A 25,830-nucleotide genomic window follows, 5' to 3' on the forward strand; every position below is an offset into this window, starting at 1 on the left:
GGGGATTCCCTGCCTTTTTATTTTATCCCGCTATTCGCGAGGGCTAATAATCAGTGGGGTATGAAGAAATTCCAACTGATTAAAGTTTCACTTTATTGTGATGTAGGTGTTTTTAATAAACGATTATATGTTTTATAAGCTGTAACAACTGCGATAAAGGAACCGATTAAAAATATAGCTGAACCACTAAACGTAAATAGTCGGCCGATATATGTTTCTCTTGCCTCTTCTATTATTTCTTGTAGTTCTGTATTCATGTGTCTCCCTCCCAGATGAATAGGCATTTTGTTTTAGTCTATGTAAAATGCCTACAAAGTGTTAAAAAATGATGGGGGTTGAAAACTTTGGTGCAAATAAAAAAACTCGGTGTGCACCGAGTTTTTTATTTATAATCCGATATAAGGAGAAGGATCAACTGCGTTTGTTTTACCTACATTCCATTCTCCGATATGAAGTTCAAAATGCAAATGTTGTCCGAAAGATTGACCAGTATTCCCCATAAACCCTAATTGCTGACCTTGTTTCACGGTTTGTCCATTAGATACAGAGCGGCTACTCATATGAGCATATACCGTTGTGTAAGTTTTACCATTTACACGATGCGATAAGTATACAACATTTCCGTAACTGGATGATAACTCAGAGCGAATGACAACGCCATCGGCAGCCGCCATAATTGGAACTGTTCCAGGAGCAGCGATATCAATACCTTTATGATTATCTAAAGAACGAGCGCCGAATCCAGACGTTTTTTGACCAGCTGCTGGTTTGATAAATCCGCTTTTGTTTGTATCTTGCGGTGCTGGAGCAGCTTGTACGACTTCTTTAGCGGAGGCAGTAGCTTGCTTTTGTGCTTCTTCTGCTTTGCGCGCCTCTTCTGCTTTACGAGCTTCTTCCACGCGTTTTTCTTCTTCAATTGCTTTTTGAACGGCTTGACGTTGATTTTCTAAAATGTCTTTTGATTCTTCTAAACCTTCAATCTCAGAATCTACTTTTAATACTTTGGCGTGCAAATCGTTAATTAGTGTTTGTTGTTGTTGTTGATTTGTTTGTAGTTCTTGTTGTTTTTGTTGTAATTTTTGTTCGGATTCTTTCAGTTGTTGTTCTTTCTTTTCAACAGCTTCTTTTTCTGTTTTTACAGTCTCTTGATCATCTGCTTGTTTTTTTACAATGTCTGTATCGTTATTTAAAATTAAACTGACAGAATACATATTTTCAATGAGGTCTGCGAAGTTATTTGAGTTTATCAATACTTCTGTCACGATATTTGTACGTGGCTTTTCTTGCATGGATTGTAAGCGTTGTTTGATTACATCTTGACGTGTTTCGATTTGTGTTTGTAATTGCTCGATATGTTTCTTTTTCTCGGCAATTGTTTCCTGTGTTTTACTAATTTCTTTTTTTGTAGCGTTCAAATCCGCTTCATTTTTATTAATAGAATTTGTTAATTCGTCAATTTGTTTCTGTAATTCTTGTATTTCTTTTTCGATCTGTTCTTTCTCTGCTGATTTAGTATGTAATTCTTGTTGATTGCCCTCTAATTCGGTTTGAATGTTCGATAATTTATCTTGACTTGTTTCTGCGTATGCTGGTGAAAGCAATGGAGAAACAAGAAGAGTTCCTGCTGCCAATACACTAAAAGCTGCAAATTTCTTTTTCATAGGTGTCTAGCTCCTTTCCCTATGATGTATATATCATAAGAAGAAGAACGATGTCTATTGTTGTAATAATAATGTAAAGAAAACTTTATAAATATACTGTGAATTGTTGGAATTACGGTTATTTCCGCATATTGTGTTGATTGCTGTGTTAGAATTGAATGGATGAAAAAAAGTTGATATATAACACATGGAACCGTTCTCATGTTAGGTTTTCTGACATGAGGTTTATCTTTGTCAAGAAAATTATTTGTATTCAGACAAACTTATTTTGTTGTCAGATTTCATTTTTTGATTTATCATTTTTAACAGGGGAGAAAATGTAGGGAATTGTCGAATAATATACAATACTCTTATTTTCTTTATTTCATAATATCTTTAAAAAATATAGAGATATAAACATCTGAGAAGGGGGTTGCTGCAAGTATGAAAAGAATTGGACTTGCGTGGCAAATTTTAATAGGGCTTGCACTTGGTATTGCAGTGGGAGCAATCTTTTATGGCAATGACACAGTTGCAGGGTATTTACAACCAATTGGTGACATCTTCATTCGTTTAATTAAAATGATTGTTGTACCGATTGTGGTAGCTAGTATCGTTGTTGGTGTAGCTGGCGTAGGTGATGTAAAGAAACTTGGTCGATTAGGTGGAAAAACGATCCTTTATTTTGAAATTATTACAACAATTGCCATCGCTCTTGGTTTATTGATAGCGAATATTTTCCAACCAGGAAAAGGCGTGAATATGGATGAATTAACAAAGACTGATATTTCTAAATATACAGCGACAACAGAGCAAGTGCAGAGTCATTCATTTGCAGATACATTTGTGAATATTGTCCCAACGAATATTATGAAGTCGTTAGCAGACGGTGATATGCTTGCTATTATTTTCTTCTCCGTATTATTTGGTTTAGGAGTTGCAGCGATTGGGGAAAGAGGAAAACCAGTTCTTCAATTTTTCCAAGGTGTAGCTGATTCGATGTTTTATGTTACAAACCAAGTGATGAAATTTGCACCGTTTGGTGTATTTGCGTTAATTGGTGTAACGGTTTCTAAGTTTGGTATAACATCATTAATTCCACTTGGAAAGTTAGTTATTGTGGTGTATGGATCAATGATTTTCTTCGTTGTTGTTGTATTAGGGCTGACAGCGAAACTATTTGGAATTAATATTTTCCAATTCTTTAAGATTTTAAAAGACGAGCTTATTTTAGCATATTCTACAGCAAGCTCAGAGACGGTTTTGCCGAAGATTATGGAAAAGATGGAGAAATTCGGTTGTCCGAAAGCCGTAGCATCTTTCGTTATTCCAACAGGTTATTCATTTAACTTAGACGGATCAACATTATATCAAGCAATTGCGGCTATTTTCTTAGCGCAAATGTATGGCATTGATTTGTCCATTACAGAGCAAATTACATTAATGCTTGTGTTAATGGTAACATCTAAAGGAATTGCGGGTGTACCGGGTGTATCGTTCGTTGTATTATTGGCAACGCTTGGTACAGTAGGTATTCCAGCAGAAGGTTTAGCATTTATCGCTGGTATTGACCGTATTCTCGATATGGCACGTACAGCAGTTAACGTAGTTGGTAACTCATTAGCAGCTGTTGTTATGTCTAAGTGGGAAGGTCAATATGATGAAGCAAAAGGACAAGCTTATTTAAAAGAAATTTCAGAGAAGCAAGCAGCTTAATGAACGATAAAGCCCTCACGTAATACGTGGGGGCTTTTCTGTATAGAAAAGGGGTTGTAGCGTGATGAAAAGGAAATATGGAGACGGATCTTCATGGGAACGGTTAATAGATAAAACATATTCGGTGAAACAGGTACAAGAGGGTATGTTAGGTATACTACATATGAATGAAGTGAAAGCTCCTAGCTATAAGCAATATAATGATCGGAAGCTTTGTATTGTAGATGCAGGTTATACTTGGATGCAGTATTTTATAAACGGGAAAAATTTTGCGATTACAGCGATGTTGAATGAAAAAAAAGAGCTTGTGCAGTATTATATTGATGTTGCAAAAGAGTATCAAATCGATGAAAGGGGAATGCCTTATTTCGATGATTTATATTTAGATGTTGTGTTATTGCCAAATGGTGATATATATTTACTTGATGAAGATGAGTTAGAGGAAGCATATAGGAATGAAGATGTTTCCAGAGAAGAATATGAGGTAGCTTGGACTACGGCAAAATGGCTGATGGAAACGATTGGAAAGGAAAAGCTTTCCTGGTTTGCGATTTTAGAAAAAGAAATTCAAAAAGTGAAATGTAGAGTTTAATTCTTTGAAATGCTTGATGTATTCGTATTTTTGTATAAATATCAAAAAATACCAACTATTTTTATGGAAATAATAATTGACTTTTAATTTGTAAACGAGTAAAGTTAGGAAAGAATTCTTTACAAAAAATAAAATATGAAACCTTCTTATAAAGAGAGGCGGAGGGACTGGCCCTACGATGCCTCGGCAGCGGACTCATCATAGAGTGCTGTGCCAAATCCAGCAAGTGTATGCTTGAAAGATGAGGAGAGTGTTTCTTATAGATGTATAAGACCTCTTCTCTTCGGAAGAGGTCTTTTGTTATTAAAAAGAAAAGGTTTAGAAATAGGGAGAGGATGTTATTTTGAAACAAACGAGAGGAAATGGGTGGGCATTATTACCACTTGGGATATTTTTAGCGCTGTTTATTGGCTCTGGAATTATTACTGGTGATTTTTATAAATTACCAATACTTGTAGCAATTTTAATTGCTGTAGCGGCTGCACTAGCGATGAACCGAAAAGAAAGCTTTACAACAAAAGTAGAGCGGTTTGCCAAAGGAGCAGGTAATCCAGATATTATGATTATGGTGTTAATCTTTGTACTTGCTGGCGCATTTTCTGAAACAGCAAAAGGAATGGGCGGCGTAGAATCGACGGTAAATCTAGCACTTTCTGTTTTACCGCAAGGGTTTATTGTTGCCGGAATCTTTATTATTGGGGCGTTTATCTCACTAGCGATGGGAACATCGATGGGAACAATTGCTGCGTTAGCGCCAATTGCAGTCGGGGTAAGTGGGCAAACGGATATTTCGTTGGCACTCGCGATGGCAACAGTTGTTGGTGGAGCGATGTTTGGTGACAATCTTTCATTTATTTCAGATACAACGATTGCTGCTGTTCGTTCACAAGGAACGGAAATGAAAGATAAGTTTAAAACAAACTTTTTAATTGTATTACCAGCTGCGATTATTACGATTGTACTGTTGGTTGTTTTAACAATTGGAAATAATACAGAAATAAAAGCTCATGCATTCGATTGGGTAAAAATTTTACCGTATGCAGGTGTACTGATAACAGCGTTACTTGGTTGGAATGTACTTATTGTATTAACGGGTGGAACAGTTTTATCAGGTATTATCGGTCTTATTGATGGTAGCTACACATTGGCAAGCTTCTTTAAAAGTGTAACAACGGGAATTAATGGCATGATGGAGCTCGTTTTATTAGCAATCCTAATTGGCGGAATGGTAGAGATTATTCAATATAACGGTGGCATTCAGTTCTTAATGAATACATTAACACGTAATATTCGTTCGAAAAAAGGTGCTGAATTTGGAATTGCTGGCTTAGTTAGTATGACGAATATGTGTACAGCAAATAATACAATCTCTATTATTTTCACTGGACCTCTTGCTAAAAATATTGCGAATCAATATGAAATTGATCCGCGAAAATCAGCGAGTGTATTAGACCTATTTTCATGTTGTATTCAAGGATTAATTCCATATGGAGCTCAAATGTTAACGGCAGCAGGATTTGCGGCGTTGTCTCCAATTGAATTGTTGCCATATTCGTTTTATCCAATCTTAGTTGGAGTGTGTGGTATAGTTTCAATCTTAATAGGTTTTCCACGGTTTTCAAAGGTAGCGGAAAAAAAGCAGTATCATAAAACAGCTTGATTTCAACATAAATAGTTAGATTTTACTATAAGTAGAATGAAAAACGCTCAGAGAATAAACACTGAGCGTTTTTTTACTTATAAATCCTTTTTTAAATAGTAGTGTTTATAATTTCTTCCTACATTCTCAAGGATACCAAACTCTTTATAGCCGCGTTTTTTATAGAAGTCTAGTGCTTGAAAGCTTAAAGTATCAACTTTTATAAAATTGCAATTTTTCTCTAAAGCGATTTTTTCCACTTCTAACAATAATTTAGATCCGTATCCTAATTTACGGATGTCTTCATCAATCATAAGAGTATGAATCTCTAACCAATTCCAGCAAACTTCACCTAATAATCCCCCGAGAGCTTTTCCATTTTCATCTTTAAGAAATAAATGAATCTCTGAGTACCTTCCTCTTAAATCTGGTGGGAAATGCTTTAAATTATATTCATAAAGCTGATTGTTTATATAGTTTTTATCAGTGGTATTGATTTCTTTCGTAATATGTAAATTCATGATATAGGTCTCCCTTTATTTGAATATAGCCTTCTAATTCATTTCAACATAATTTTCTTAATAGTCACTTTTCGTTTAGCGACTATTATTTATTGAAGACCTGTATGGATGTTTTTTTATCTTTTTCAGTTCCAGTTTTTTTGAACTTTTAGATCGAACATGATCATTCAGAGTGATATGAGAATGCTGTGTTTCTATATAGCGCCTTTGCACATATAGACGAAATCTACAAAAGTCTGAATACTACTCAGCCTTAAGTCTGAGATGAAAACGGTTCTTAAGCTCGTTATGGAAAGTTAAAAAAATAGTTAAGATAAGAGTATCAAATCGAAGGGAGGCAAGCACAAGATGAAACAATTTCTAGCGTTTATCGCAGCCGGTATTTTGGCTTTAATTGCTCTTGGTAGTCTTGCTGGTATTGTAGGATTCGCAATTGGAGCAGGGATTGTGTACTGGAGCTATAAATCATTTGTGCGAGCACAATCATTTTTTGGAAAGTTAGCTTGGGGTATTGTCGGTTTAGTTGGCTTGTCAATTGCCTTATCTCATTCCCCAGCATTAATCGGTATCGCAGCATTAGTAGTTTTATACTACGGATACCGTGAGTGGAAAAAAGGAAAAGATACAGTAGTAAATTCTACTTCAGAAGGTTCTAAACCATATAGCAACTTTGAAGACGAGTGGAACAAATTAATGAAAAATAACTAATATCAAATAACTAATAATATAGTAGAAGAGAGGAAGATTATAATGAAACAATCTTTATTCGGACGTGTACGCGATGCCATACTTGCAGATTTTCACAATGTGTTAGATGAAAAAGAGAGAAAAAATCCAATTGCGATGCTAAATCAATATTTACGCGATAGTGAGCGTGAAGTAACGAAAATTGAAAAGTTAATCGAGCGACATAAAACTTTAAAATCTAACTTTGCTCGTGAGCTTGAGCAGGCTCGTTATTTCGTAAATAAAAGATCAAAGCAAGCTGTAATTGCACAAGAAGCAGGGGAAATTCAATTGTATGAACGTGCACTAGAAGAAGTAGCATACTATGAGGGGCAAGTTGCTCGCTTAGAAGAAATGTATGCAGGGGTTGTGGAGCAAATTGATGAATTAGAGCGCAGACTGTTTGAAATGAAAAATAAATTAAAAGAAATGAATGCGAAACGTATGGAGTTAATGGCGCGCGAAAATATGGCGCATGCAAACCGCCGTATGAATTCAGCACTTCATAAAATGGATGAGAATAATCCATTCTTACGATTTGAGGAAATTGAAGATCATATTCGTGACCTAGAGCTTCGCATGAATGGAGAGCATGAACGTGATACATTTGATATGAAAATTGCAAAGCTTGAGCGTGAAATGAAAGAAAATGCTGAAGTATCTTTAACAAAAGAAGTGATAAAATAATTGTAGTACATTATAAAATGAGCTTATGATATAGTGATAGAAGAAAAGGTGTTGGAAAGCAATACCTTTTTCTTCTATGTAAAGTGATGAAGAAGGGGGAGCTGCAATGAAGAAACAATTTTCAAAAACACAATTAGTGGGGATGCTCCTCATCATATTTGGATTTGGTCTTTTTCTTGATATGATTCTCGGACGTTTTGAACCGGGTGCCCTTATTTTTGCATTTTTTATGATTATGTTTGGAAGACATTATCGAAAAAAGAACCGATATGTGAGAGGGAATGTATTTTTATTTGTCGGAGGAATTATTTTCTTATTCTTTCTGTTTTCATCAGCAGCCTTCGTTCTCGTTTTATTTGCTTGTTTAGCTTTCATTGGTTATGAGCTTATTCAAGGTCAGCAGAAGCCAAAAACTGTACAGGTGGAGATTAAAGAAAAGGGATATATAGATGAAGAAAAACAAATCTATCGAACAGAACCGTATCTTAAGAATATGATGGTTGGTAACGTACGAGTGATGGATCATATTTATGAGTTAGAAGATATTAATGTCCAGTACGGGGCCTGTGACGTTGAAATTGATTTGACGACGGCAATGGTTCCGGAAGGAGAAACCGTTATTATCATTCGAGGTGTTATTGGTAATATTCGTTTGTATGTTCCGTATGATATTGAACTATCTTTAAATCATTCTGTTATTATTGGGAGAGTTTTGCTTCCTGGTCATGAAGAAACAGGCTTTAACCGCAATGTGACGTTTAAAACAGCACAGTATAAAGAAGCGCCTCGCCGCATTAAAATTATTTCTTCGCTTATCGTAGGCGATACGGAAGTGAGGAAAGTATAATGAAAAAGCAAAAGAGTATTTCATGGATGTATATTCGCTACTCTATGTTATCTTCTGTTAGCATTGCACTCATTTGTACCATTATATATGTATGGAAAAGCGGGCAGCATGTATATGATTTGTTATGGAAAGAATCCATTGCTTCTGTTCCAATTGGCTTGTTTATTATAAGTACGAGTCTTCTCATTGGGGGAATTGTTGGGTATGCAATCGGCTATTATATGCAGCAGCGTATTCAAGGTTTAACCACCTTTTTATTTGAAGTAGAACGAGGGAATTTCCCAAAGGATGTTTCTTTTACGTCAGAAGATGAATTTCATGAAGTAGAGCGAAAGGTGATTGTGCTTGCTAGGCGATTAGAGGAGCAAGCGGGATTATTTCAAAAGGTAACGAACGAACGAGCACATTGGAATGAAGAGATGAGACAAGAGGCCATTTCTCAAGAGCGACATAGATTAGCTAGAGAGCTTCATGATTCAGTCAGTCAACAGCTTTTTGCAATGTCTATGATGATGTCAGCTATTAATGAGCAGAGGGTCCATATACCAGAAACAACGCAAAAACAATTGCAACTTGTTGAAAATATGGTCGTAAATGCGCAATCAGAAATGAGGGCATTGTTGCTGCATCTACGCCCGGTACAATTAGAAGGCAAAAAATTAACAGAAGGTATCGAAGAATTATTAACAGAGCTTTCAAGAAAACAACATATGAAAATTGAATGGTTAATTGAGCCAATTCAATTGAAAAAAGGTGTAGAGGATCACTTATTCCGTATTGTACAAGAAGCGTTGTCCAATACATTACGACATGCGAAAGCGAAGAAAACAGAAGTGCGGCTACGCCAAATTGATAAATATGCGATTTTAAAAATTATTGATGATGGCGTTGGGTTTGAAGTAGGTGTCAATAAGGCTGGATCATATGGTCTTCAGTCTATGCAAGAGCGCGTCCATGAAATTGGTGGAACTTTAAAAGTACTAAGTTTCCCGAATAAAGGAACGCAAATTGAGGTCAAAGTACCATTTATCCCGCATTAACGGGTATATAAATCCATTTTGATTTTTCGACATATAAGCCGGGGGTATGGATAACAAAAGGTGATCTGCACTCGTTTTCTCTCATTGTTTTCACTGTGTCTGGGGCAGGAAAAGGAACTGACCGCTTCTATGCATGGCCGGATGCTCTCTCCCACCTAAAAAGAAGGGTTTTATGTCGGTTTTTTAATTTGCATTTATATAGTAAGATCCAAAATTATTAACGTTTTACTTTATGATAGAAAGAGAGGGGGAATAACATGATTAAAGTATTGCTTGTTGATGATCATGAGATGGTTCGTATGGGTGTATCCGCTTATTTATCAACGCAGCCGGATATTGAAGTTGTAGGAGAAGCGGAGAACGGGAGAAAAGGTTCAGAATTAGCATTAGCATTAAAACCAGATATTATTTTAATGGACCTTGTCATGGATGATATGGATGGTGTTGAGGCGACGCGTGCGATTATTCAAGAGTGGCCGGAAGCAAAAATTGTTGTTGTGACAAGCTTTTTAGATGATGAAAAACTATACCCAGTCATTGAAGCAGGTGCAACCAGTTATTTATTAAAAACATCAAGAGCAAGCGATATAGCTGATGCGGTGCGGGCAACATACGACGGAGAAACAGTGCTAGAGCCGAAAGTTACCGGAAAAATGATGTCACGTATGCGTCAAAAGAAAGAGCAGCCTCTACACGAAGATTTAACAGAACGAGAGTCTGAGATTTTATTATTAATTGCAGAAGGAAAGAGCAACCAAGAAATTGCAGATGAGTTATTTATTGCATTAAAAACGGTGAAGACACATGTAAGCAACATTTTAAATAAATTAAACGTAAGTGATCGTACACAGGCGGTTATTTATGCATTTCGTCATCAGTTAACGAAGTGAGGCAAAACTTCCATCGAATGTCTATGTACGGGTGGAAGTTTTTTTATCCCGCATTAACGGGCTGTAAAACTCCCACCTCAAAACTTGAGGATTACAAAGAAGTTTAGGTGGGAGATAAACAGCCCGTAAAAGCCCGATTGGTAGGGGCTAATAATCAGTGGGGATGAAGAAAACCCCCACTGATTAAAGTTTCACTTTATTGACGCACCCTTTTGAAAGCGTTATCATTTAATTGAAAGCAGTACATACAAAGGGGGAAATTGTATGTTAGTTCAAACAATATTTGAAACGAGTAAAAAAGAAACGTTAGGAAATTATGTGAACGTGTTGCAAGCACTTAAGAAGCAATATGATGTAGAGACAGATTGTATTGCAATTATTGAAGCAACAGAAGAGCATTATTTATTTCTAGTAAAACAAACGGATGGCTATGATGTTGTAAAGGTAGAAATGGTTGATACAAATCTAGAGTATTATACAAAGGCATATAAAGTAGGCAGTTTTACGAATAGTTCCTATCAAATATAAAAAAACTCCCGAACTCGGGAGTTTTTTATATTAAGAAGCCTTGAATTTAGAAGCTTCTTCCGTCAAGGGGATTGGTTTTGCACCCGTTACTTTTGCAATTGAAAAACCGATTACTGCTCCACCTAGTGCTGGTAAAAGCCAGCCAATACCTTCATTATAAAATGGGATAGATTCAAAGTAAGAAGTAACGAATGCTACTGGTAAATTTGCTTGTTTTAAGTCATCAAACACACTGGTTACTGCTACACCAATTAAAGCTAAACAGAGCGATAACCACTAAAGTATTTATGCAGTAGTGATAATAGTACAAGTACGATAGCAATTGGATAGATAACAAGTAAAATTGGAACAGAGATTACGATGATTTTCGGTTCCGCACTGAACGTTGGCTTTCAGCAAAGCGTCAACTCTCTGGGGAACAGCTTTATAACGTACTCGTTCACGTCAATAAATTTTGTTTAAGTATTTTGACAAAAATTACACATGTTTTTTTACGAAAGTTAATAGATTTTTTGAATATAATTTTGAGGAAGTGTATCTATTCGTGAAATGGAGCGAATGAAATTTGCGAATGCTTCTTGATCTGTTGGGCCTTCAGTACGATTTCTCCCGGTTTTAAAAGTCATAAATTTATCTCCTCCATTTGCTAAAAAAGAATTGACTGTAACAGAATATATTCGATCTTCTTGGAGAGGCGTCCCATCTTCTAATGAAATGGATTGGATTATTTTATTTTTCCAAGTATAGCGGATTCCAGAAATTTGTAGCATACGCGTTTCTTCTTTCCATTGTTCTTGCAGGATATTTCGAATCTCCTTTCCAGACAGGTCCATTTTAATTAATGTATTTCCGAATGGTTGAATCAGGAATGTATCCTCCCATGTAATCAGACCTTTTTTTAAGTTGTGACGAATGCTCCCTGGATTTACAAAAGCAATATCAGTTTTCATAATTTGACGCTGAGCGATAGCTAGAAGCGTACCTAACTTTGTTTCTCCATCGTCATTTTGATCTCGTGTTAACGTATGTTCCGTTTCTCCTAACGTTTCTTCCGTAGTAGAGCGAATTTTTGAAGCGTAAGACTCCATCCATGTTTGTATGTGAGAATCAGGAAGGATTGCATCTTGATAGATGGGAACGATGTTTGTTTCTTTTTTTGTAATCTCTTTCGTTTTTCGATTCAAGGTAACGGTAACATTGGAAAAAGCCTTTCCGTATGAATAAGCTTGAACAAGTAGCTTACCGTTAACGTTCCCGTTCATATAAGAGTGAGAATGGCCACCGAAAATAATATCGACGTCATCATCTAACTGACGTGCTAAATCAGCTAAGGGTCCGTTTGTTTCCATATGGTTTGTTGTACCGCCAAGATGTGCAAGAACAACAATTGCATGAATGCCTTGCTTTTGTAGCTGTCGTACATATGTATGAATAGAAGAGACCTCATCTAAAAAAAGAACGGATGACATGTTGCTTTGCATTGTAAGAAAAGGAGTATCTTTTGTGACAACACCAATAAAAGCGATGGGAACACCATCTACCCATTTAATGGTATAGGGAGGGAAGAGGAGTTGTTTTGTTTTTGAATCAATTACATTTGCACATACGTAAGGAAAAGAGCTACCAGAAAACATCGTTGTTTGTGTGATTGAATCACCACCGATTAATTGTTGTAGTGTGGCAGGCCCTTTATCAAATTCATGATTTCCAACTGTTCCAACATCAAACTTGAGATAGTTCAAAAATTCCATCGTTGGTTCATCATGAAAAAGTGCCGAAATTGGCGGACTTCCGCCGATCATATCACCTGTATGAACAAGCAGTGTATTAGGTTGTTTTTCACGATACAATTGAATATAGGCAGCTACATAATCAGCACGTCCCACCGCTTTTCCATGCAACTTTGACGTTGTATTTAGCTGACCATGGAAATCATTAAGACCAATTATTTGTACTTGTACTTCGGTAGATGGGGAAGGGGAAAAAAGAACGGAAATGACCATATAAACAAGCAAAATGATAAATGAGAAACGATATGGCATATTGTCACTCCTCTATTTCATAAATTTAGGTTAAAGAGATTTTTTATTTATGATGTCATGTTCATTGTATGAGGAGGACAACTTATTCTTTTGTAAAGAGTACGTAAAGAGTATGTGATGATGATTTTAATTTTTTGATAAATATGACAATTTGCGCAAAAAAGCAGGGATTTCTGTTCACTTTAGAGAATAAGACAACAATCCACTTGCTGGAATAACAAACCAAAAGAGGTGACGGAAATGCTTGCGATGGGTGTATTGTTTGGAATTATGGCTATTTGTGGCTTTATATGGTTATATTATTCTCGTTCGTTTAAACAAGCAGAAGTGTTACTCTTTCATAAAGGTAGTTTGTTGACAAGTAAATCTAGATTTCTAGTATGTTCAAAGTGTGGAAGTGCACAGGCTAGAAGTGGAGGCTATCAAGAGTGTTGTAAAGTTAGATTATGAGACAAGGAAGCCTCACGATATAATGTGAGGCTTCCTTACTCTTTTATAGCTGTCCAAATGGTCCAGCGATCTTTCTCGGCAATAGGACCTGTTGTTGTAAGCTTAGAGCGAATGTGATGTAAAAGAGAAGAAAGTTCATTGTCGGATAATTCGTGTAGAATAGATCGGCCCGTCCGTGGGGATAAATCTTGTAATAGTGCTTCAATGGAATCGTGAATTTTTCGAACTTCCCACATCGTTTGAACCGGAAGTGGTTGCAGCCCGATTTGCTCTAATAACAGCTGTATATGTTCCATTTTTGGTCTTCGTTTTTCTTCTGTATGAATAAGCTGCGGATAGATGGAAAAGAAATACCCACGAATATGTTCTGGGCTTCCTGGAATCGTACAATCTTCAATTGTACGGTCTTGGAGAATAAGCAACCCCTCTTTCTTTAAGATGCGAGAGGCTTCTTGCAAAAAAATTGGGATGTTTTGTAAATGATGAATAACAGCGCGAGAAATGACAACATCGAATGTCTCATTCTTAAAATTAATATGCTGGGCATCGCCGTGAATAAAAGAAATGTTTTGTAGTGTTGCACAATTTTCTTCTGCTACTTGTAGCATTTCTTTCGAAAAATCAAGCCCAACGACTTTCTGAGCTCCCATAAGTGCGAGTTCTTTTGTATAAATACCGCCACCGCAGCCAATATCAATTATATTTTTACCGTTCATATCAATTATTGCTTGAATTATTGTACGCCAAGATGGATCCGCCTTACGCGATGCATACGTATACTTATTGTTGGCATCATGAAAATTAATAGGCATGTGAAAAGCCTCCTTTCATATGTAGTATATCTCATTACAACATGGATTACGTTTTTGTTTTTTTTGAAAGACCAATAAGGTTTTCTTATTGGTAGATAGGAGGAAAAAAGAAATGAAAAAAAAGTGGCTCCTTTTCTTGTTGCTTTTTGTATTGGCATCGTGTAACCAAGTAGGAAAGGAAAAAGAACAACCGAAAAAACAAGTAAAAGAGACGGTGAGTGTAATGGAAGAAGATTTACAAGTAAGTATATGGAAAAAGGGAAAAGTAGAAAAAGTATTAAAAAATGAAGAAGCGAAAACGGTGGTAGAGCTAATAAAGAAAGCTGAAAAGCAAAATGTGACAGGAAGTTTTGGCGAACCAGAATATGAAATTCAAATTCAGCAAAATGGAAAGAAGGAAATGTATCGAGCATGGCTGCGCGGAGAATCTCGTCAAGGATGGTTACAGGACGAAAATGGGATGTATATGTTGACGAAGTCAGATACGGAAAAAATACTTTCTTTCCTTCCACTAGTTTCTCCAGAGTCAAGTGATGATGAAAAAGTTATGCCTTTAACAGAAGTTACAAAAAAAGACCTTCAAATCACTCGTTTTCATATTAAAACAAATGAAAATAAGCTGAGTTACACCGTATTTTATACCATTTCGGATCTTTTATATAAAACATTAGAAAAAGAAGAAGCGTATTATTTTCAATTAACCTTTCCTTCGAAAGTACAAAAGATGATTGGAAAGGAAAAAAGTGAGCTTATACGTGGCGAACCAGTAAAAGAGGGGTATAAACAATATGAAGTGAATATTGTTGTGCCTGTAAGTGATGCATCCACTTCACAAATAAAAGCACTAGAAACCTATTATGATGAATATGATTTAAAAGTATTCAATCAGAAAAGGGAAGAAGTAGGGGCGTTTCGAAATATAATCCAGATTGTAAAAGATTACGGTGAAAAAATGAATTTGCAGCGATAGTCAAACTTTTTCCTCGGAAATGAAAAATAGAGTGAACCAAAAGGTTCACTCTATTATTTTGTTTTTGCAGACGGTTCACTCATCGATTTTCGTGTAATAAGATAGGAAATCATAAGAGCAGAAAGAACAATAAGACCGATAAACATATGATTTGGTAACCAATCTACTAGCAATACGTAGCCAACTGTATAAAAAATCAGTGTAGAAGCTAGAAATGAAAGGGCACCGATCATGAAAGATTGTAATGTCATTGTTTGCACCTCCTTTCACAGTTAGTTTTGGCTGAAATTGGATAAAATAAACATCATTTCCAATAAACTAAAAAAATATGGCATAATAGAAGAAAAGATAATATGGGGAGATGAACATGAAAAAAAACACAAAAGGGTTATGGGGAATATTAGCAGCAGTTGGAGTCTTCCTGCTTTCAAAATTAAAATGGGTGTTTGCTATTTTTAAACTAGCGAAATTTTCCATGGTCTTTAGTATGCTACTTTCACTAGGAGCGTACGCTGTAATATATGGATGGAAATTTGGCGTAGCGCTTATCTATTTGCTTTTTATACATGAAATGGGACATTTATGGGCGGCGAAACGAAAAGGGATTCCAACGTCTCCTGCAATTTTCATTCCGTTTATGGGAGCTGTTATTGGAATGAAAGAGATGCCAAAAAATGCAAAGGATGAGGCTTTTATTGCCTATATGGGTCCTCTATTTGGACTGCTTTCATTCCTGCCAGCCATTCCACTTTACATCATGACAAATGAACCGTTTTGGGCTCTTGTGATTTTACTTGGAAGCATGTTGAACTTTTTCAATTTAATCCCGGTTTCTCCGCTCGATGGAGGTCGAATTGTTGCAGTGGTTAGTACAAAACTTTGGGCAGTTGGTCTTGCGATATTACTTGGCTATTCAATTATATTTAAGAGTATTTTTGGTGGATTTATCTTTATAATAGGCTGTATGCAGTTGTATAGTGTTATCAAAAGAAGTAAACCAATTGAAGAACTAGGATGGAAAGTGGAGGCAGCAAAAGGGTACCTTGCTAAATTTCGTGAAGAGTTACAAGAAACAGGAGCTGTTCACCGAACAATTTATATGATCCATCATGAAATGAATATGCTAAAGCAGAAAGAACGAGAAAACACTTTAGAAAAAGGAGAGCGGCAGAAGGGAGAAGTATTAGAATACTTACTTCCAAAATTTGAACCGCTTGATTATGTACCATACGAAGAAGAAAAAGAAGAACAGTTGATGCGCATAAAGGAAGCTTTGGAAGTATCAGAAAGAAAAGTGCAGGAGTGGGATAAAGAAAAGAAACAGCAAGAAGATTATTATAAAGCTGATGCAAAAGCAAGATGGACAGTATTTGCTTGTTACATTGGATTACTTGCAATACTTGGTTATGCTGCATATGAAGGCTATGCGATTTTGCAGGATCAACTGCCACAGCGAAATGTGTAGAAAAACAGTGTCGAAATGATAAGAAGTATGTATACAGGAATTCTTTTTCTATAAGAGAATGTTACAAATATAATGGTATATAGAAATAAATGTAACATCGACCGTAGAAAAGGAGTTCGGTATATGAAAAAAGTGTGGACGATCCTTGGAGTTCTTATTGTGATGGGTATTACGAGTTATGGATTAATGAAAGTGTTTGTACACTATGCAAGTAAACCTGTTGGAGTATCTGCAATACCAAAAATAGAAGAGGTGGAAGAAAAGAAAGAAGTATTACATTTCATCCGCACGACACACGAAAGCTATAATAATTTCTTAAATTACGGTAAGGCTGAGAAATACACGGATGGTGATTGGAATCATCTCATACAATGGTTTCAAAAACAAGAACCGGCATTAAAAGATGTACATACAAAAGTGAAAGATGAGAAGATGAAGCGGGATGTAAAACGAAGTTATGAGATTATGAAAAAGGGCATAGAGGTTCGGAATATAGAATATGTAGTGTATGCCCATCGTGTGTATCATGATCTGGATGTTGTTGTAAACAAATATACAGGTGAAACAAATATTTGGGGATATACAGAGTTTGGAAATGGGAAAGATGTAAAAGTGATTGAACAAGCTTTACACTCTCGGTAAGAAGCTGACCAATATTTTGGTTAGCTTTTTTGCTTATTGGGAAAGATATAACGGTCTATAAAAGCTAGTGTTCATATATTTTTCACAAAAACACTGTGTTTATAGTGATTAGAATCACACCCTTCAATTATTATTTCGTTTACACTAATAACAGTTAAGGAAATAAAGGAGTGAGATATAATGTTAAGTGCAAAAACAATTGAAATAGTAAAATCAACAGTACCATTATTACAAGAAAAAGGTGTAGATATTACGACTCGCTTTTATCAAATTATGTTCTCGGAACACCCTGAGTTATTGAATATCTTTAATCATGCAAATCAGAAACAAGGAAAACAGCAACATGCGCTGGCAAATACTGTTTATGCCGCAGCGATGTATATTGATAATTTAGAAGCTATCATTCCGGTTGTAAAACAAATCGCTCATAAACATAGAAGTTTAGGTATTAAAGCAGATCAGTATCCAATTGTAGGGAAATGTTTATTACAAGCAATCGAAGAGGTTGTAGGGGCACCAGAGGAAGTGTTAACCGCTTGGGGAGAAGCGTACGGTGTAATCGCTGATGCATTCATTAGTATAGAGGCAGAAATGTATGAAGAGGCAGCGGGAAAAGAGGGAGGCTGGAAAGACTTCCGTAACTTTATCGTTGCGAAAAAAGAGAAGGAAAGTGACGTTATTACGTCGTTTTATTTAAAACCAGAAGATGGTGGAGAAGTGTCTTCATTCTTACCTGGACAATATATAGGCTTAAAGATAAATATTCCAGGAGAAAAAAATATACATAATCGTCAATATAGTTTATCAGATGCTTCTGGCAAAGGATATTACCGTATTAGTGTGAAACGAGAAACAAGTAAAGAGGCACCAGATGGCGTCGTGTCTAATTATTTACATGATCACGTACAAGAAGGTGATGTGTTATCACTAAGTGCACCAGCTGGAGATTTTGTTTTAAACACGGATTCAAATTTACCGGTTGTGTTAATTAGTGGCGGAGTTGGTATTACACCGATGATGAGTATGCTAAATACATTAATTGAGCAATCCTCTAACCGAGATGTATACTTTATTCATGCTGCATTAAATAGTAATGTGCATGCAATGAAAGAGCACGTAAACCAAGTGGTAGAAGAAAATAAACAGGTGAAAGCGTACACTTGCTACTCTGCACCAACAGAACAAGATTTACAAACAAAGAATTTTGATAAAGAAGGATTCGTTGATTTAGAGTGGTTACAATCTATTATTCCTGGGGCTGAAGCGGAATTTTATTTCTGTGGTCCAGTACCATTTATGAAGGGTATCAATGCAGCATTAGTAGAGTGGGGCGTTGCACCTGAGCACATTAACTTTGAATTCTTTGGACCGAAAGCAAGCTTGTAATAAAGTAAAACTTTCATCTCCACCTAACTTCTTTGCTTTCTCTATGAATTTTGAAGTTGGGGTATTACAGCCTGTTTATGCGAGATAATGAAAAAACGAGGTGTTAGTTCACCTCGTTTTTTATTTGTTCTCGTAGTAATCGATTTACTGTTTCACGGCGTATGCCGATAAGTTGACCAATTTCTGTTTGTGTTAATATTTCATAGATTGGAATTTCTCCTAAATATAGCGCAAACCATTCTTGCAAGCGATGAAGACGCTCTTTTGGAGAAACGGTTGTTAATTGATCAATTCGTTGTTGCATCATTCGTAATTTTGCCTGAAGTTGCATGGCGATATCTACGTATGATTCTGGATTGACATGTAATTGTTCGTACCATTGGTGATTTGAAACTAGTTCAACCTCTGTTTTAATTAAAGCGATTGTCGTACCATGGTATTCCTTTGGTGAAATTAATGAATGGTGAGGAATTGTTTCACCTGGAACGATGATATTAAATAAAAATGGTGTGCCATCTTCTTGCAATCGAATGACTTTTAAAAGCCCACTTTTAACAAAATATAGAGGACCTTCTTCTCCTTGACGAAATAATATGTCTCCTTTATGTAAAATCAATGTTAGCACCTCGCTATTTAGTTCTGATGATCAGTATGGTAAAGGGAAAATTTTATCCCGCTATTCGCGGACAGTAAGACCTCCCACCTCAAGATTCAGAGAGAAACAAAGAAGATAGGTGGGGGATAACTGCTCGTAAAAGCCCGATTGGTTCAACTAAGGATTAGTAAAACAAAAAAGTTGATCGTTAGTTGACGCTATATATTTTTTATTATAGAAGAGTTAGTTGGAAAAGACTATAAGCTGACAAACAGTAATTTTGTTGACGAAGTATACACTATTACAGTAGTATACTATTTAGTGTGTAATAGCACTATATAAATACAAATTAAAAAACCGACATAAAACCCTTCTTTTTAGGTGGGAGAGAGCATCTGGCCATGCATAGAAGCGGTCAGATCCTTTTCCTGCCCCATGCCAAGTGAAAACAAAGAGAGAAAACGAGTGTAGGTCACCTTTTGTTATCCATAGCCGCGGCTATATGTCGAAAAATCAAAATGGATTTATATAGCAATGAATACGCTGTAGGGGGTTTAGTATATTGTTAGATGCGAAGATGACTGATATGAAAATTCCAGCTAATGCAGTAATACATGTGGAAGAGATGAAGGGTGGAGTTGTTCTATCAGTTGAAATAGAGGGTCAAATTATTTATACAATGGCTTATGATGAAGAAACGGATAGCTATGCTGAATTGTATGATAGAAATGATAAACGAGCACGTCAAGTACATGAAGATTTTATGGGGTGGTCACTCCTTCACTAAAAGATGTCAATATGACATCTTTTTTTATTGAATCGATAGATTATACAAATAGATGTAATAAATGGGTTAAATTTGTAATAATTGCTTTTGTATTGTTAGCGCTTTGTAACGGCAACGTGTCTGTTTTTTCGTTATGATAAGTATAACAGTCGCAGCTATAGGAGTGATCAACTTGGACAAATTACATATTTCGAATTGTATGTTGTTGTGTGTGTGTGCGGTAGTATGTTTTATTTTAGGGATGTTTTTATATTCTTGTGTATGAAAAAAACGCATTCTAAAAAGAACACGTTACAGAAAAGTACTAATAATTAGTCTAGTTCCGAGAATAATTAATGTGATACGTAACAAATTAATGATGGCATTGCCACTCAATTTTGTATTAATGTAAGCTCCAATTTTTCCACCAACCCATGCACCTGGTATGAGGATCAATGCATATATCCAGCTGACATTTCCGAGAGAAATGTGAGTTAAAGAACTCACGATTGCTGATAAAAAGACGATAAACATGGAAGTCGCCACAGCAATTTGTGCTGGAAAAGCAAATAGAAGCATCATCGCTGGAACGAGGAGGGCACCGCCACCAATTCCAAATAATCCAGATATGAAGCCAACTACAAATGCGATAATAATAGCAAGAAACGGTGGGAATTGATAAAGAATGGTCTCACCTTCAGCATTTGTAAAAGAACGTTTAATGACAGTAGCATTTGATAGGGAAAGAGGTTTCAGTTTATCCCGTAACATAAGAAGGATTGATACAAAAATAAGAAAAATCCCGAAGTATAAAGAGAAAGTATCAGGATTTAAAAATTTGTTTGCCCACGATCCAATAATGCCACCTGGACCGCTCCCAATGAATAAAATAAGTCCGCTTTTATAATCTACTCGCTTATGTTTCATATATGTAAGAGTAGAGGATAGACCGGTGAAAACAACGGTCACAATCGAAGTCCCAACTGCTAATTGTGGTGACAAACTATGCAGCCCAATCAGTAAAGGGACAATAATAATTCCCCCGCCAAGCCCTATTAGACTTCCGACTGTTCCCGCAATTAATCCGATGAAAAGTAACATGATGTATTCCAAAATTGCACACTCCTCTGCATAACTAATACAACATTCATTATACACACTTTTTGAATAGAAACAGGGTTGTTCACAAAAAAGTCGTCTTCCTAGAAAGAAAAGGAAGACGACTTTTTATTAGAAGATTAACTGTAATAGGTAAAAGAATAAAGCAGCTAATGAAGCTGAAATAGGAAGTGTAATAACCCATGTAATTAACATACGCTTTGCAGTTCCCCATTTTACACCTTTGACGCGGTGTGAAGCACCTACTCCTAAAATAGAAGAAGAGATAACATGCGTTGTACTAACTGGTAAATGAATAAATGTTGCCCCGAAAATAACAAGTGATGATGATAGATCCGCAGCCACACCATTTACAGGACGAATTTTCATAATTTGTCCACCGACAGTTTTGATAATTTTCCATCCACCAACAGAAGTACCAAGTCCCATTGAAAGAGCACATGAGAATTGGACCCATAAAGGAATATCTCCGGAAGTATGAAGACCATTTGTCATTAATGCCATTGTAATAATTCCCATTGCTTTTTGTGCATCATTTGTTCCATGCGTGTAAGCTTGTAATGCAGCTGTGAAAATTTGGAACAAACGGAAATTTTTATTTGTTTTCGTTAGATTAAAGTTTTTAAAGACAACTTTAAAAATACTATATACGATAAAACCAATAACAAAAGCGACGATTGGTGAAATAATTAAAGCCTCAATAATTTTAATAAATCCTTTATAATTTAATGAATTTACACCAGCAGCAGCAATTGCAGCGCCTGCGATTGCACCAATGATTGCATGCGAAGAACTACTTGGAATACCGTAGTACCAAGTGATTAAGTTCCAAACAATGGCAGCAAGCAGAGCAGCTAAAATAACATATGATCCATTGTTTAAAGCGAATGGGTCAACTATGTCTTTTGTAATTGTTTTTGCTACTCCTGTAAATGTCATTGCACCTAAAAAGTTCATAATAGCTGCCATAATAATTGCATGTCTTGGCTTCAAAGCTTTCGTTGAAACTGCTGTTGCAATGGCGTTCGCTGTATCATGAAATCCATTAATAAAATCGAAAGCTAGAGCGCAGATGACAATTAAAATAGTTAAAAACAAGAGTGTATTCATGATCAAACTCCTTATGCATTCTTCATAATAATTGTTTCTAACACATTTGCGACGCTTTGACAGCTATCAGCTATTTCTTCTAGCTCTTCGTAAATCTCTTTATACTGAATAATCTTAATTGGATCTTTTTCACGAGAGAACAAATGCTTAATCGCATGACGACGGATATCATCACACTGTGATTCATAATCCTTAATTTTGATTGCATTTGTACGAATGTCTACTAACTTTTTGTTCGACATAAGCTCAACAGAATTTGCGATTTCAATTGCACATTGATTAATCGCATCTACGAATTTAATCATGTATTCATCTGCTTCTGTAATAGAGTACATCTCAAATAGAGCAGCACTATGATCTAACCCGTCTAAAACATCATCCATACTCATTGCAAGCTGTAGGATGTCTTCACGTTCAATAGGAGTGATAAACGCTTTGTTTAGCTCCATAATAATCTCGTGAATGTATGAGTCACCCTTTGACTCATATTCTTTCATGCGCATAGAAAACTCTTTTAAATCGCTAGCATTTTTAATTTTATACTCCACGAAAAATTGAGCGCCTTCTTTTAAATTTTCAGAAATATTCATTAGCATTTCAGAAAATTTATCTTTCTTAGATTTAAAGACCATTATTGTTACCCCCACAAAAAAGTAATATATGTAAAATATATTTGGCTAGTCAATTCTAACAAAAAACTGTCGGTTTTTAAAACATTTTATCGAAAAGTTTACAAAAACTTAACATAATACACATTGATGCATTAATAATGTTAATTATTGATAATAAATATCTTACTTGTAGAATGTCCTTTTCTTGTGAAATATATAATAAGAAAGAAATGCTTTACACTTGACGAATTATTACGTTATCATAAAGAATTTAAAAGGGGGAAATTTCTTCCTTTTCCTAATGAGATTGTAAACAAATAAAGGAAGTGGATAAATGAAATTGAACAACACTCATTTACAAAGGATGCTTGAGTGGTTCAACAAGAAAAAGAAACTGCGCAATGTGTTATTCATTATTGGTGGTTTGTTCATCACTCTGCTTATTGCTGTAAATATTATAATTTCCATTCAAGACATATCTGCATTAAAGCAAGCTGTCCCACAGCCAACTCTCATTTATGACGCTAATAAAGAAGTAGCAGCAAAGCTATCTTCTTCGAAAACAGAAGGGATTAAACGAAAAGATATTCCTGATATTATGATTCAGGCAATTGTTGCAGTAGAGGACAAAGAATTTTATAGCCATCATGGTATTTACTATAGTGGGATTATGAGTGCGGTTTTGAAAAATATTACCGCTGGGGAAGTTGTTGCTGGTGGAAGCACGATTACCCAACAACTTGCAAAAAATGTATTCTTGACACAAGAGCGCACATTTTCACGTAAGTTTAAAGAGTACTTTCTTACGAAAAAAATAGAACGTACGTATACGAAAGATGAAATTATTGAAATGTATATGAATCAAATTTATTTTGGTGAAGGTGCTTGGGGGATTAAAAAAGCGGCGAAATCATATTTTGATAAAGAAGTAAAAGATTTAACAATATCAGAAGCTGCTACAATAGCAGGGTTAATTAAGGCACCGTCAACGTACTCACCTTATAAAAACTTTAATAAATCGATTGAAAGACGTAACGTTGTTCTATCGCTTATGAAAGAACAAGGATATATTACAGGGGAGCAATATAACAAAGAGAAAGAAACTGGTCTCGTATTACGCCGAGGTGTTGATGATAAGTATAAAGGGAAATATTCGCAATATGTGGATTATATTGTTCGAGAGGCAATGGAGAAATATGAATTAACACAAAATGAAATTTTAGCTGGTGGCTATCGTATTTATACAGAGCTGGATCCGAAAAAACAACAGGCGGTAGAAGATGTTGTAAATAATGATAATTATTTTAAGGGGAGTAGTTCTGATCAGCTTATGCAAACAGGGATTGTACTTATGGATCCGAAAACTGGGGGTGTCCCAGCATTAGTTGGTGGTAGGGGGACGTATCAATTTTTGCAATTTAATCATGCGACGCAATTAAAAAGACAACCAGGATCAACACTAAAGCCTCTTGCGGTGTACGTACCGGCGTTAGAACAAGGGTATGAAGTATATGATGTGCTAAAAGATGAACCGCTTAATATAAAAGATTATACACCCCAAAATAGCGATCATACTTTTCATGGGGATGTCACAATGTATGAAGCGGTTGCAAAGTCTTACAATGTCCCAGCGGTGTGGTTGTTAGAACAAATTGGATTAGAAAAAGGTTTGAAATCATTAGAACGATTTGGTATTCCGTTACAAGAGGAAGATCGCGCTTATCATATCGCGTTAGGGGGAATGTATACAGGAACTTCACCATTCATAATGGCTCAAGCTTATGCAACATTTGCAAATGATGGAGTACAAATTGAAGGACATGCAATCCGGGAAATACAGAATGCTGAAGGAGAAATAGTTGGGAAATGGTACAAAAAAGAAACCCGAGTAACGAGCGAGAAAATTGCTCAAAAAATAACATACCTATTAAAAGGTGTTGTTGAAAAAGGAACGGGTGAAAAAGCAAAGGTGAAAAATATTGATACTGCTGGTAAAACAGGGACAACTCAACTTGTAGATGGTCCCAGCAGCGGGGCGAAAGATTCATGGTTTGTTGGCTATACGCCAGATTTAGTTGGTGCAATTTGGGTAGGGTATGATAAAACAGATAGCGAGCATTATGTGCCAGGTGGTAGCCAAATTACAACAACAATGTTTCGAGATATTATGAAAAAAGCTGACGCAAATCCTACTCAAAAAGCATTTCAATTATCACTTATATCAGAAGTCGATTATACAAAACAGTTAAAAACAGTTGAAGAAGAAAAAAGAAGAAAAGAAGAAGAACAACAAAGAAAAAAGCAGCAGAAAGAATGGATAGATAAAGTAAAAGAATGGATCCCGTTCTTTTAAAGATAAAAAGAGGCGAATCACTTTATATTCGTCTCTTTTCTCATATAAAGTGAAACTTTGATCGGTAGGGGTATTACTGCCCGAGAATAGCGGGATAAACAATTATAGTCGATTGTTAAGATGAACAATTACATGTGAAGAGGATGGTGAGTGATAAGTAATAGAAATCGTTCCTTTACTAATTGGCTCATAGGGAAGTTCTTCTTCATACTGTCCGTTATTTTTATTATGAACGGACAGTTCAACAGCATCAATTTTCTTTTTTGCATACTGTTCTTTAAGTTGCTTTGCAATTTGATTAAGCTCATTATAGGAAGAAGCCTTAGTAATGACCATTCCTTTGACAACTACTTTTTCTTTTTGGGAGGGAGAAGAGAGAGGTATAGTATTTTGTGTTGCATATAATAGTTCATATGACGGAGCATCAAGGGTTGCGGCTGCTTTAGATGTACTATATTCTCCAACTAAAAAGAGTGCAGAACATAAAATAACACATGACATAAGAGCTTGCCAAAAGCGTATTGATGACAATACTTTCATTTTCATCCCTCTTTCATATAAATGTCTTCATTACTTATCATACAAAATAAGCATTAAGCTAAAGTAAATTTGAGGTAAAGAAACGTAAAAAAAGAGCGAACGTTCGCTCTTTTTTTACGTTTGGCCTTAATGGAAGTTATGAA

The 25,830-nt window shown here is 35.8% G+C and carries 27 protein-coding genes, 1 pseudogene and 1 riboswitch; of the genes and pseudogenes, 16 read left to right on the plus strand and 12 right to left on the minus strand.

Translation table 11 applies throughout. The features are described from left to right. Positions 1-92: 92 nt before the first annotated feature. Entirely contained in the window at positions 93-257 is a 165-nt protein-coding gene (locus tag QUF99_RS10400) for a hypothetical protein (RefSeq protein WP_289369911.1), read from the minus strand. 129 nt (positions 258-386) lie between these two features. Beyond that, positions 387-1,661 (minus strand): murein hydrolase activator EnvC family protein, encoded by a 1,275-nt coding sequence (locus QUF99_RS10405; RefSeq protein ID WP_289369912.1) that lies wholly within the window; start codon positions 1,659-1,661, stop codon positions 387-389. 423 nt (positions 1,662-2,084) lie between these two features. Between QUF99_RS10405 and gltP the strand changes: the two genes are divergently transcribed. The 3 genes from gltP to QUF99_RS10420 all read left to right on the plus strand — a co-directional run bounded on the left by gltP (position 2,085) and on the right by QUF99_RS10420 (position 5,608). Then, a complete protein-coding gene (gene gltP / locus QUF99_RS10410) occupies positions 2,085-3,356 on the plus strand; it encodes a glutamate/aspartate:proton symporter GltP (RefSeq protein ID WP_289369914.1) in 1,272 nt (423 codons plus the stop codon). 64 nt (positions 3,357-3,420) lie between these two features. Continuing rightward, entirely contained in the window at positions 3,421-3,948 is a 528-nt protein-coding gene (locus QUF99_RS10415; protein WP_289369916.1) for a ribonuclease FAU-1 family protein, read from the plus strand. A 143-nt stretch (positions 3,949-4,091) separates the two neighbouring features. Continuing rightward, positions 4,092-4,196: riboswitch (SAM riboswitch) on the plus strand. A 95-nt stretch (positions 4,197-4,291) separates the two neighbouring features. After that, on the plus strand, positions 4,292-5,608 hold the full coding sequence (locus QUF99_RS10420) for a Na+/H+ antiporter NhaC family protein (RefSeq protein WP_289369918.1): 1,317 nt from the start codon (positions 4,292-4,294) through the stop codon (positions 5,606-5,608). A gap of 77 nt (positions 5,609-5,685) precedes the next feature. On the opposite strand, the gene QUF99_RS10425 is transcribed toward QUF99_RS10420, so the two are convergent. Further along, the gene (locus tag QUF99_RS10425) at positions 5,686-6,108 is read right to left on the minus strand and encodes a GNAT family N-acetyltransferase (protein ID WP_289369919.1); all 423 of its coding nucleotides are present in this window, start codon (positions 6,106-6,108) and stop codon (positions 5,686-5,688) included. Positions 6,109-6,456: 348 nt separating this feature from the next. Here QUF99_RS10425 and QUF99_RS10430 point away from each other — a divergent pair, with 348 nt between their 5' ends. From QUF99_RS10430 to QUF99_RS10455, 6 genes are all read left to right on the plus strand, one after another. After that, entirely contained in the window at positions 6,457-6,816 is a 360-nt protein-coding gene (locus QUF99_RS10430) for a lmo0954 family membrane protein (RefSeq protein WP_286124183.1), read from the plus strand. A 42-nt stretch (positions 6,817-6,858) separates the two neighbouring features. Continuing rightward, positions 6,859-7,521, plus strand: a complete 663-nt coding sequence (locus QUF99_RS10435; protein WP_289369921.1) for a PspA/IM30 family protein — start codon at positions 6,859-6,861, stop codon at positions 7,519-7,521. A 106-nt stretch (positions 7,522-7,627) separates the two neighbouring features. Further along, on the plus strand, positions 7,628-8,368 hold the full coding sequence (gene liaF, locus QUF99_RS10440) for a cell wall-active antibiotics response protein LiaF (protein WP_289369923.1): 741 nt from the start codon (positions 7,628-7,630) through the stop codon (positions 8,366-8,368). Beyond that, positions 8,368-9,408 carry a sensor histidine kinase gene (locus QUF99_RS10445; protein WP_289369924.1) on the plus strand — a complete coding sequence of 347 codons (1,041 nt, stop codon included), beginning with the start codon at positions 8,368-8,370 and terminating at the stop codon, positions 9,406-9,408. The genes liaF and QUF99_RS10445 overlap by 1 nt, the downstream gene beginning before the upstream one ends. Before the next feature lie 257 nt (positions 9,409-9,665). Then, positions 9,666-10,298 (plus strand): response regulator, encoded by a 633-nt coding sequence (locus tag QUF99_RS10450; RefSeq protein WP_289369925.1) that lies wholly within the window; start codon positions 9,666-9,668, stop codon positions 10,296-10,298. A gap of 264 nt (positions 10,299-10,562) precedes the next feature. Continuing rightward, on the plus strand, positions 10,563-10,826 hold the full coding sequence (locus QUF99_RS10455; RefSeq protein WP_289369927.1) for a DUF3992 domain-containing protein: 264 nt from the start codon (positions 10,563-10,565) through the stop codon (positions 10,824-10,826). 30 nt (positions 10,827-10,856) lie between these two features. On the opposite strand, the pseudogene QUF99_RS10460 reads toward QUF99_RS10455, so the two are convergent. Further along, positions 10,857-11,194: pseudogene (locus QUF99_RS10460) on the minus strand (branched-chain amino acid transport system II carrier protein); the annotation flags it as partial. Between the two features lie 132 nt (positions 11,195-11,326). Beyond that, entirely contained in the window at positions 11,327-12,829 is a 1,503-nt protein-coding gene (locus QUF99_RS10465) for a bifunctional metallophosphatase/5'-nucleotidase (RefSeq protein ID WP_483298624.1), read from the minus strand. Positions 12,830-13,108: 279 nt separating this feature from the next. Between QUF99_RS10465 and QUF99_RS10470 the strand changes: the two genes are divergently transcribed. Beyond that, positions 13,109-13,318: a hypothetical protein gene (locus tag QUF99_RS10470; protein WP_286124191.1), complete on the plus strand. Its 210-nt coding sequence runs from the start codon at positions 13,109-13,111 to the stop codon at positions 13,316-13,318. Between the two features lie 35 nt (positions 13,319-13,353). On the opposite strand, the gene QUF99_RS10475 is transcribed toward QUF99_RS10470, so the two are convergent. Continuing rightward, positions 13,354-14,130, minus strand: a complete 777-nt coding sequence (locus tag QUF99_RS10475; protein ID WP_289369930.1) for a class I SAM-dependent methyltransferase — start codon at positions 14,128-14,130, stop codon at positions 13,354-13,356. 112 nt (positions 14,131-14,242) lie between these two features. Here QUF99_RS10475 and QUF99_RS10480 point away from each other — a divergent pair, with 112 nt between their 5' ends. After that, complete coding sequence (locus QUF99_RS10480; RefSeq protein WP_289369931.1) at positions 14,243-15,100, plus strand: YhfM domain-containing protein; 858 nt, start codon at positions 14,243-14,245, stop codon at positions 15,098-15,100. Between the two features lie 53 nt (positions 15,101-15,153). On the opposite strand, the gene QUF99_RS10485 is transcribed toward QUF99_RS10480, so the two are convergent. After that, entirely contained in the window at positions 15,154-15,351 is a 198-nt protein-coding gene (locus tag QUF99_RS10485; protein ID WP_289369932.1) for a hypothetical protein, read from the minus strand. A gap of 116 nt (positions 15,352-15,467) precedes the next feature. On the opposite strand from QUF99_RS10485, the gene QUF99_RS10490 reads away from it, so the two are divergent. From QUF99_RS10490 to hmpA, 3 genes are all read left to right on the plus strand, one after another. After that, positions 15,468-16,565, plus strand: a complete 1,098-nt coding sequence (locus QUF99_RS10490) for a site-2 protease family protein (protein ID WP_289369933.1) — start codon at positions 15,468-15,470, stop codon at positions 16,563-16,565. Between the two features lie 123 nt (positions 16,566-16,688). Further along, positions 16,689-17,207 (plus strand): hypothetical protein, encoded by a 519-nt coding sequence (locus QUF99_RS10495; protein WP_289369935.1) that lies wholly within the window; start codon positions 16,689-16,691, stop codon positions 17,205-17,207. A 180-nt stretch (positions 17,208-17,387) separates the two neighbouring features. Then, a complete protein-coding gene (hmpA, locus tag QUF99_RS10500) occupies positions 17,388-18,593 on the plus strand; it encodes an NO-inducible flavohemoprotein (RefSeq protein ID WP_289369937.1) in 1,206 nt (401 codons plus the stop codon). Positions 18,594-18,696: 103 nt separating this feature from the next. On the opposite strand, the gene QUF99_RS10505 is transcribed toward hmpA, so the two are convergent. After that, positions 18,697-19,209 (minus strand): Crp/Fnr family transcriptional regulator, encoded by a 513-nt coding sequence (locus QUF99_RS10505; RefSeq protein WP_289369939.1) that lies wholly within the window; start codon positions 19,207-19,209, stop codon positions 18,697-18,699. Between the two features lie 541 nt (positions 19,210-19,750). Between QUF99_RS10505 and QUF99_RS10510 the strand changes: the two genes are divergently transcribed. Continuing rightward, a complete protein-coding gene (locus QUF99_RS10510) occupies positions 19,751-19,975 on the plus strand; it encodes a hypothetical protein (protein ID WP_286124199.1) in 225 nt (74 codons plus the stop codon). Positions 19,976-20,266: 291 nt separating this feature from the next. Here QUF99_RS10510 and QUF99_RS10515 read toward each other — a convergent pair whose 3' ends face one another. The 3 genes from QUF99_RS10515 to QUF99_RS10525 all read right to left on the minus strand — a co-directional run bounded on the left by QUF99_RS10515 (position 20,267) and on the right by QUF99_RS10525 (position 22,815). Continuing rightward, entirely contained in the window at positions 20,267-21,067 is an 801-nt protein-coding gene (locus QUF99_RS10515) for a sulfite exporter TauE/SafE family protein (RefSeq protein ID WP_289369940.1), read from the minus strand. Between the two features lie 117 nt (positions 21,068-21,184). Continuing rightward, positions 21,185-22,183, minus strand: a complete 999-nt coding sequence (locus tag QUF99_RS10520) for an inorganic phosphate transporter (RefSeq protein WP_289369941.1) — start codon at positions 22,181-22,183, stop codon at positions 21,185-21,187. Between the two features lie 11 nt (positions 22,184-22,194). After that, complete coding sequence (locus tag QUF99_RS10525; protein WP_289369943.1) at positions 22,195-22,815, minus strand: DUF47 domain-containing protein; 621 nt, start codon at positions 22,813-22,815, stop codon at positions 22,195-22,197. A 313-nt stretch (positions 22,816-23,128) separates the two neighbouring features. On the opposite strand from QUF99_RS10525, the gene QUF99_RS10530 reads away from it, so the two are divergent. Beyond that, entirely contained in the window at positions 23,129-25,147 is a 2,019-nt protein-coding gene (locus QUF99_RS10530; protein ID WP_289369945.1) for a transglycosylase domain-containing protein, read from the plus strand. A 102-nt stretch (positions 25,148-25,249) separates the two neighbouring features. Here the strand turns inward: QUF99_RS10530 and QUF99_RS10535 are convergent, their stop codons facing one another. Next, entirely contained in the window at positions 25,250-25,687 is a 438-nt protein-coding gene (locus tag QUF99_RS10535) for a hypothetical protein (RefSeq protein ID WP_289369946.1), read from the minus strand. Positions 25,688-25,830: the final 143 nt, after the last annotated feature.

It is taken from the genome of Bacillus sp. DX4.1, assembly GCF_030348195.1.
Classification (GTDB): Bacteria; Bacillota; Bacilli; order Bacillales; family Bacillaceae_G; genus Bacillus_A.

Bases quoted from the DNA above. Each gene is read 5' to 3' on its own strand.
- QUF99_RS10400 (WP_289369911.1), bottom strand. From the start codon at position 257: ATGAATACAGAACTACAAGAAATAATAGAAGAGGCAAGAGAAACATAT.
- QUF99_RS10405 (WP_289369912.1), bottom strand. From the start codon at position 1,661: ATGAAAAAGAAATTTGCAGCTTTTAGTGTATTGGCAGCAGGAACTCTT.
- gltP (WP_289369914.1), top strand. From the start codon at position 2,085: ATGAAAAGAATTGGACTTGCGTGGCAAATTTTAATAGGGCTTGCACTT.
- QUF99_RS10415 (WP_289369916.1), top strand. From the start codon at position 3,421: ATGAAAAGGAAATATGGAGACGGATCTTCATGGGAACGGTTAATAGAT.
- QUF99_RS10425 (WP_289369919.1), bottom strand. From the start codon at position 6,108: ATGAATTTACATATTACGAAAGAAATCAATACCACTGATAAAAACTAT.
- QUF99_RS10430 (WP_286124183.1), top strand. From the start codon at position 6,457: ATGAAACAATTTCTAGCGTTTATCGCAGCCGGTATTTTGGCTTTAATT.
- QUF99_RS10435 (WP_289369921.1), top strand. From the start codon at position 6,859: ATGAAACAATCTTTATTCGGACGTGTACGCGATGCCATACTTGCAGAT.
- liaF (WP_289369923.1), top strand. From the start codon at position 7,628: ATGAAGAAACAATTTTCAAAAACACAATTAGTGGGGATGCTCCTCATC.
- QUF99_RS10445 (WP_289369924.1), top strand. From the start codon at position 8,368: ATGAAAAAGCAAAAGAGTATTTCATGGATGTATATTCGCTACTCTATG.
- QUF99_RS10450 (WP_289369925.1), top strand. From the start codon at position 9,666: ATGATTAAAGTATTGCTTGTTGATGATCATGAGATGGTTCGTATGGGT.
- QUF99_RS10455 (WP_289369927.1), top strand. From the start codon at position 10,563: ATGTTAGTTCAAACAATATTTGAAACGAGTAAAAAAGAAACGTTAGGA.
- QUF99_RS10465 (WP_483298624.1), bottom strand. From the start codon at position 12,829: ATGGTCATTTCCGTTCTTTTTTCCCCTTCCCCATCTACCGAAGTACAA.
- QUF99_RS10470 (WP_286124191.1), top strand. From the start codon at position 13,109: ATGCTTGCGATGGGTGTATTGTTTGGAATTATGGCTATTTGTGGCTTT.
- QUF99_RS10475 (WP_289369930.1), bottom strand. From the start codon at position 14,130: ATGCCTATTAATTTTCATGATGCCAACAATAAGTATACGTATGCATCG.
- QUF99_RS10480 (WP_289369931.1), top strand. From the start codon at position 14,243: ATGAAAAAAAAGTGGCTCCTTTTCTTGTTGCTTTTTGTATTGGCATCG.
- QUF99_RS10485 (WP_289369932.1), bottom strand. From the start codon at position 15,351: ATGACATTACAATCTTTCATGATCGGTGCCCTTTCATTTCTAGCTTCT.
- QUF99_RS10490 (WP_289369933.1), top strand. From the start codon at position 15,468: ATGAAAAAAAACACAAAAGGGTTATGGGGAATATTAGCAGCAGTTGGA.
- QUF99_RS10495 (WP_289369935.1), top strand. From the start codon at position 16,689: ATGAAAAAAGTGTGGACGATCCTTGGAGTTCTTATTGTGATGGGTATT.
- hmpA (WP_289369937.1), top strand. From the start codon at position 17,388: ATGTTAAGTGCAAAAACAATTGAAATAGTAAAATCAACAGTACCATTA.
- QUF99_RS10520 (WP_289369941.1), bottom strand. From the start codon at position 22,183: ATGAATACACTCTTGTTTTTAACTATTTTAATTGTCATCTGCGCTCTA.
- QUF99_RS10525 (WP_289369943.1), bottom strand. From the start codon at position 22,815: ATGGTCTTTAAATCTAAGAAAGATAAATTTTCTGAAATGCTAATGAAT.
- QUF99_RS10530 (WP_289369945.1), top strand. From the start codon at position 23,129: ATGAAATTGAACAACACTCATTTACAAAGGATGCTTGAGTGGTTCAAC.
- QUF99_RS10535 (WP_289369946.1), bottom strand. From the start codon at position 25,687: ATGAAAGTATTGTCATCAATACGCTTTTGGCAAGCTCTTATGTCATGT.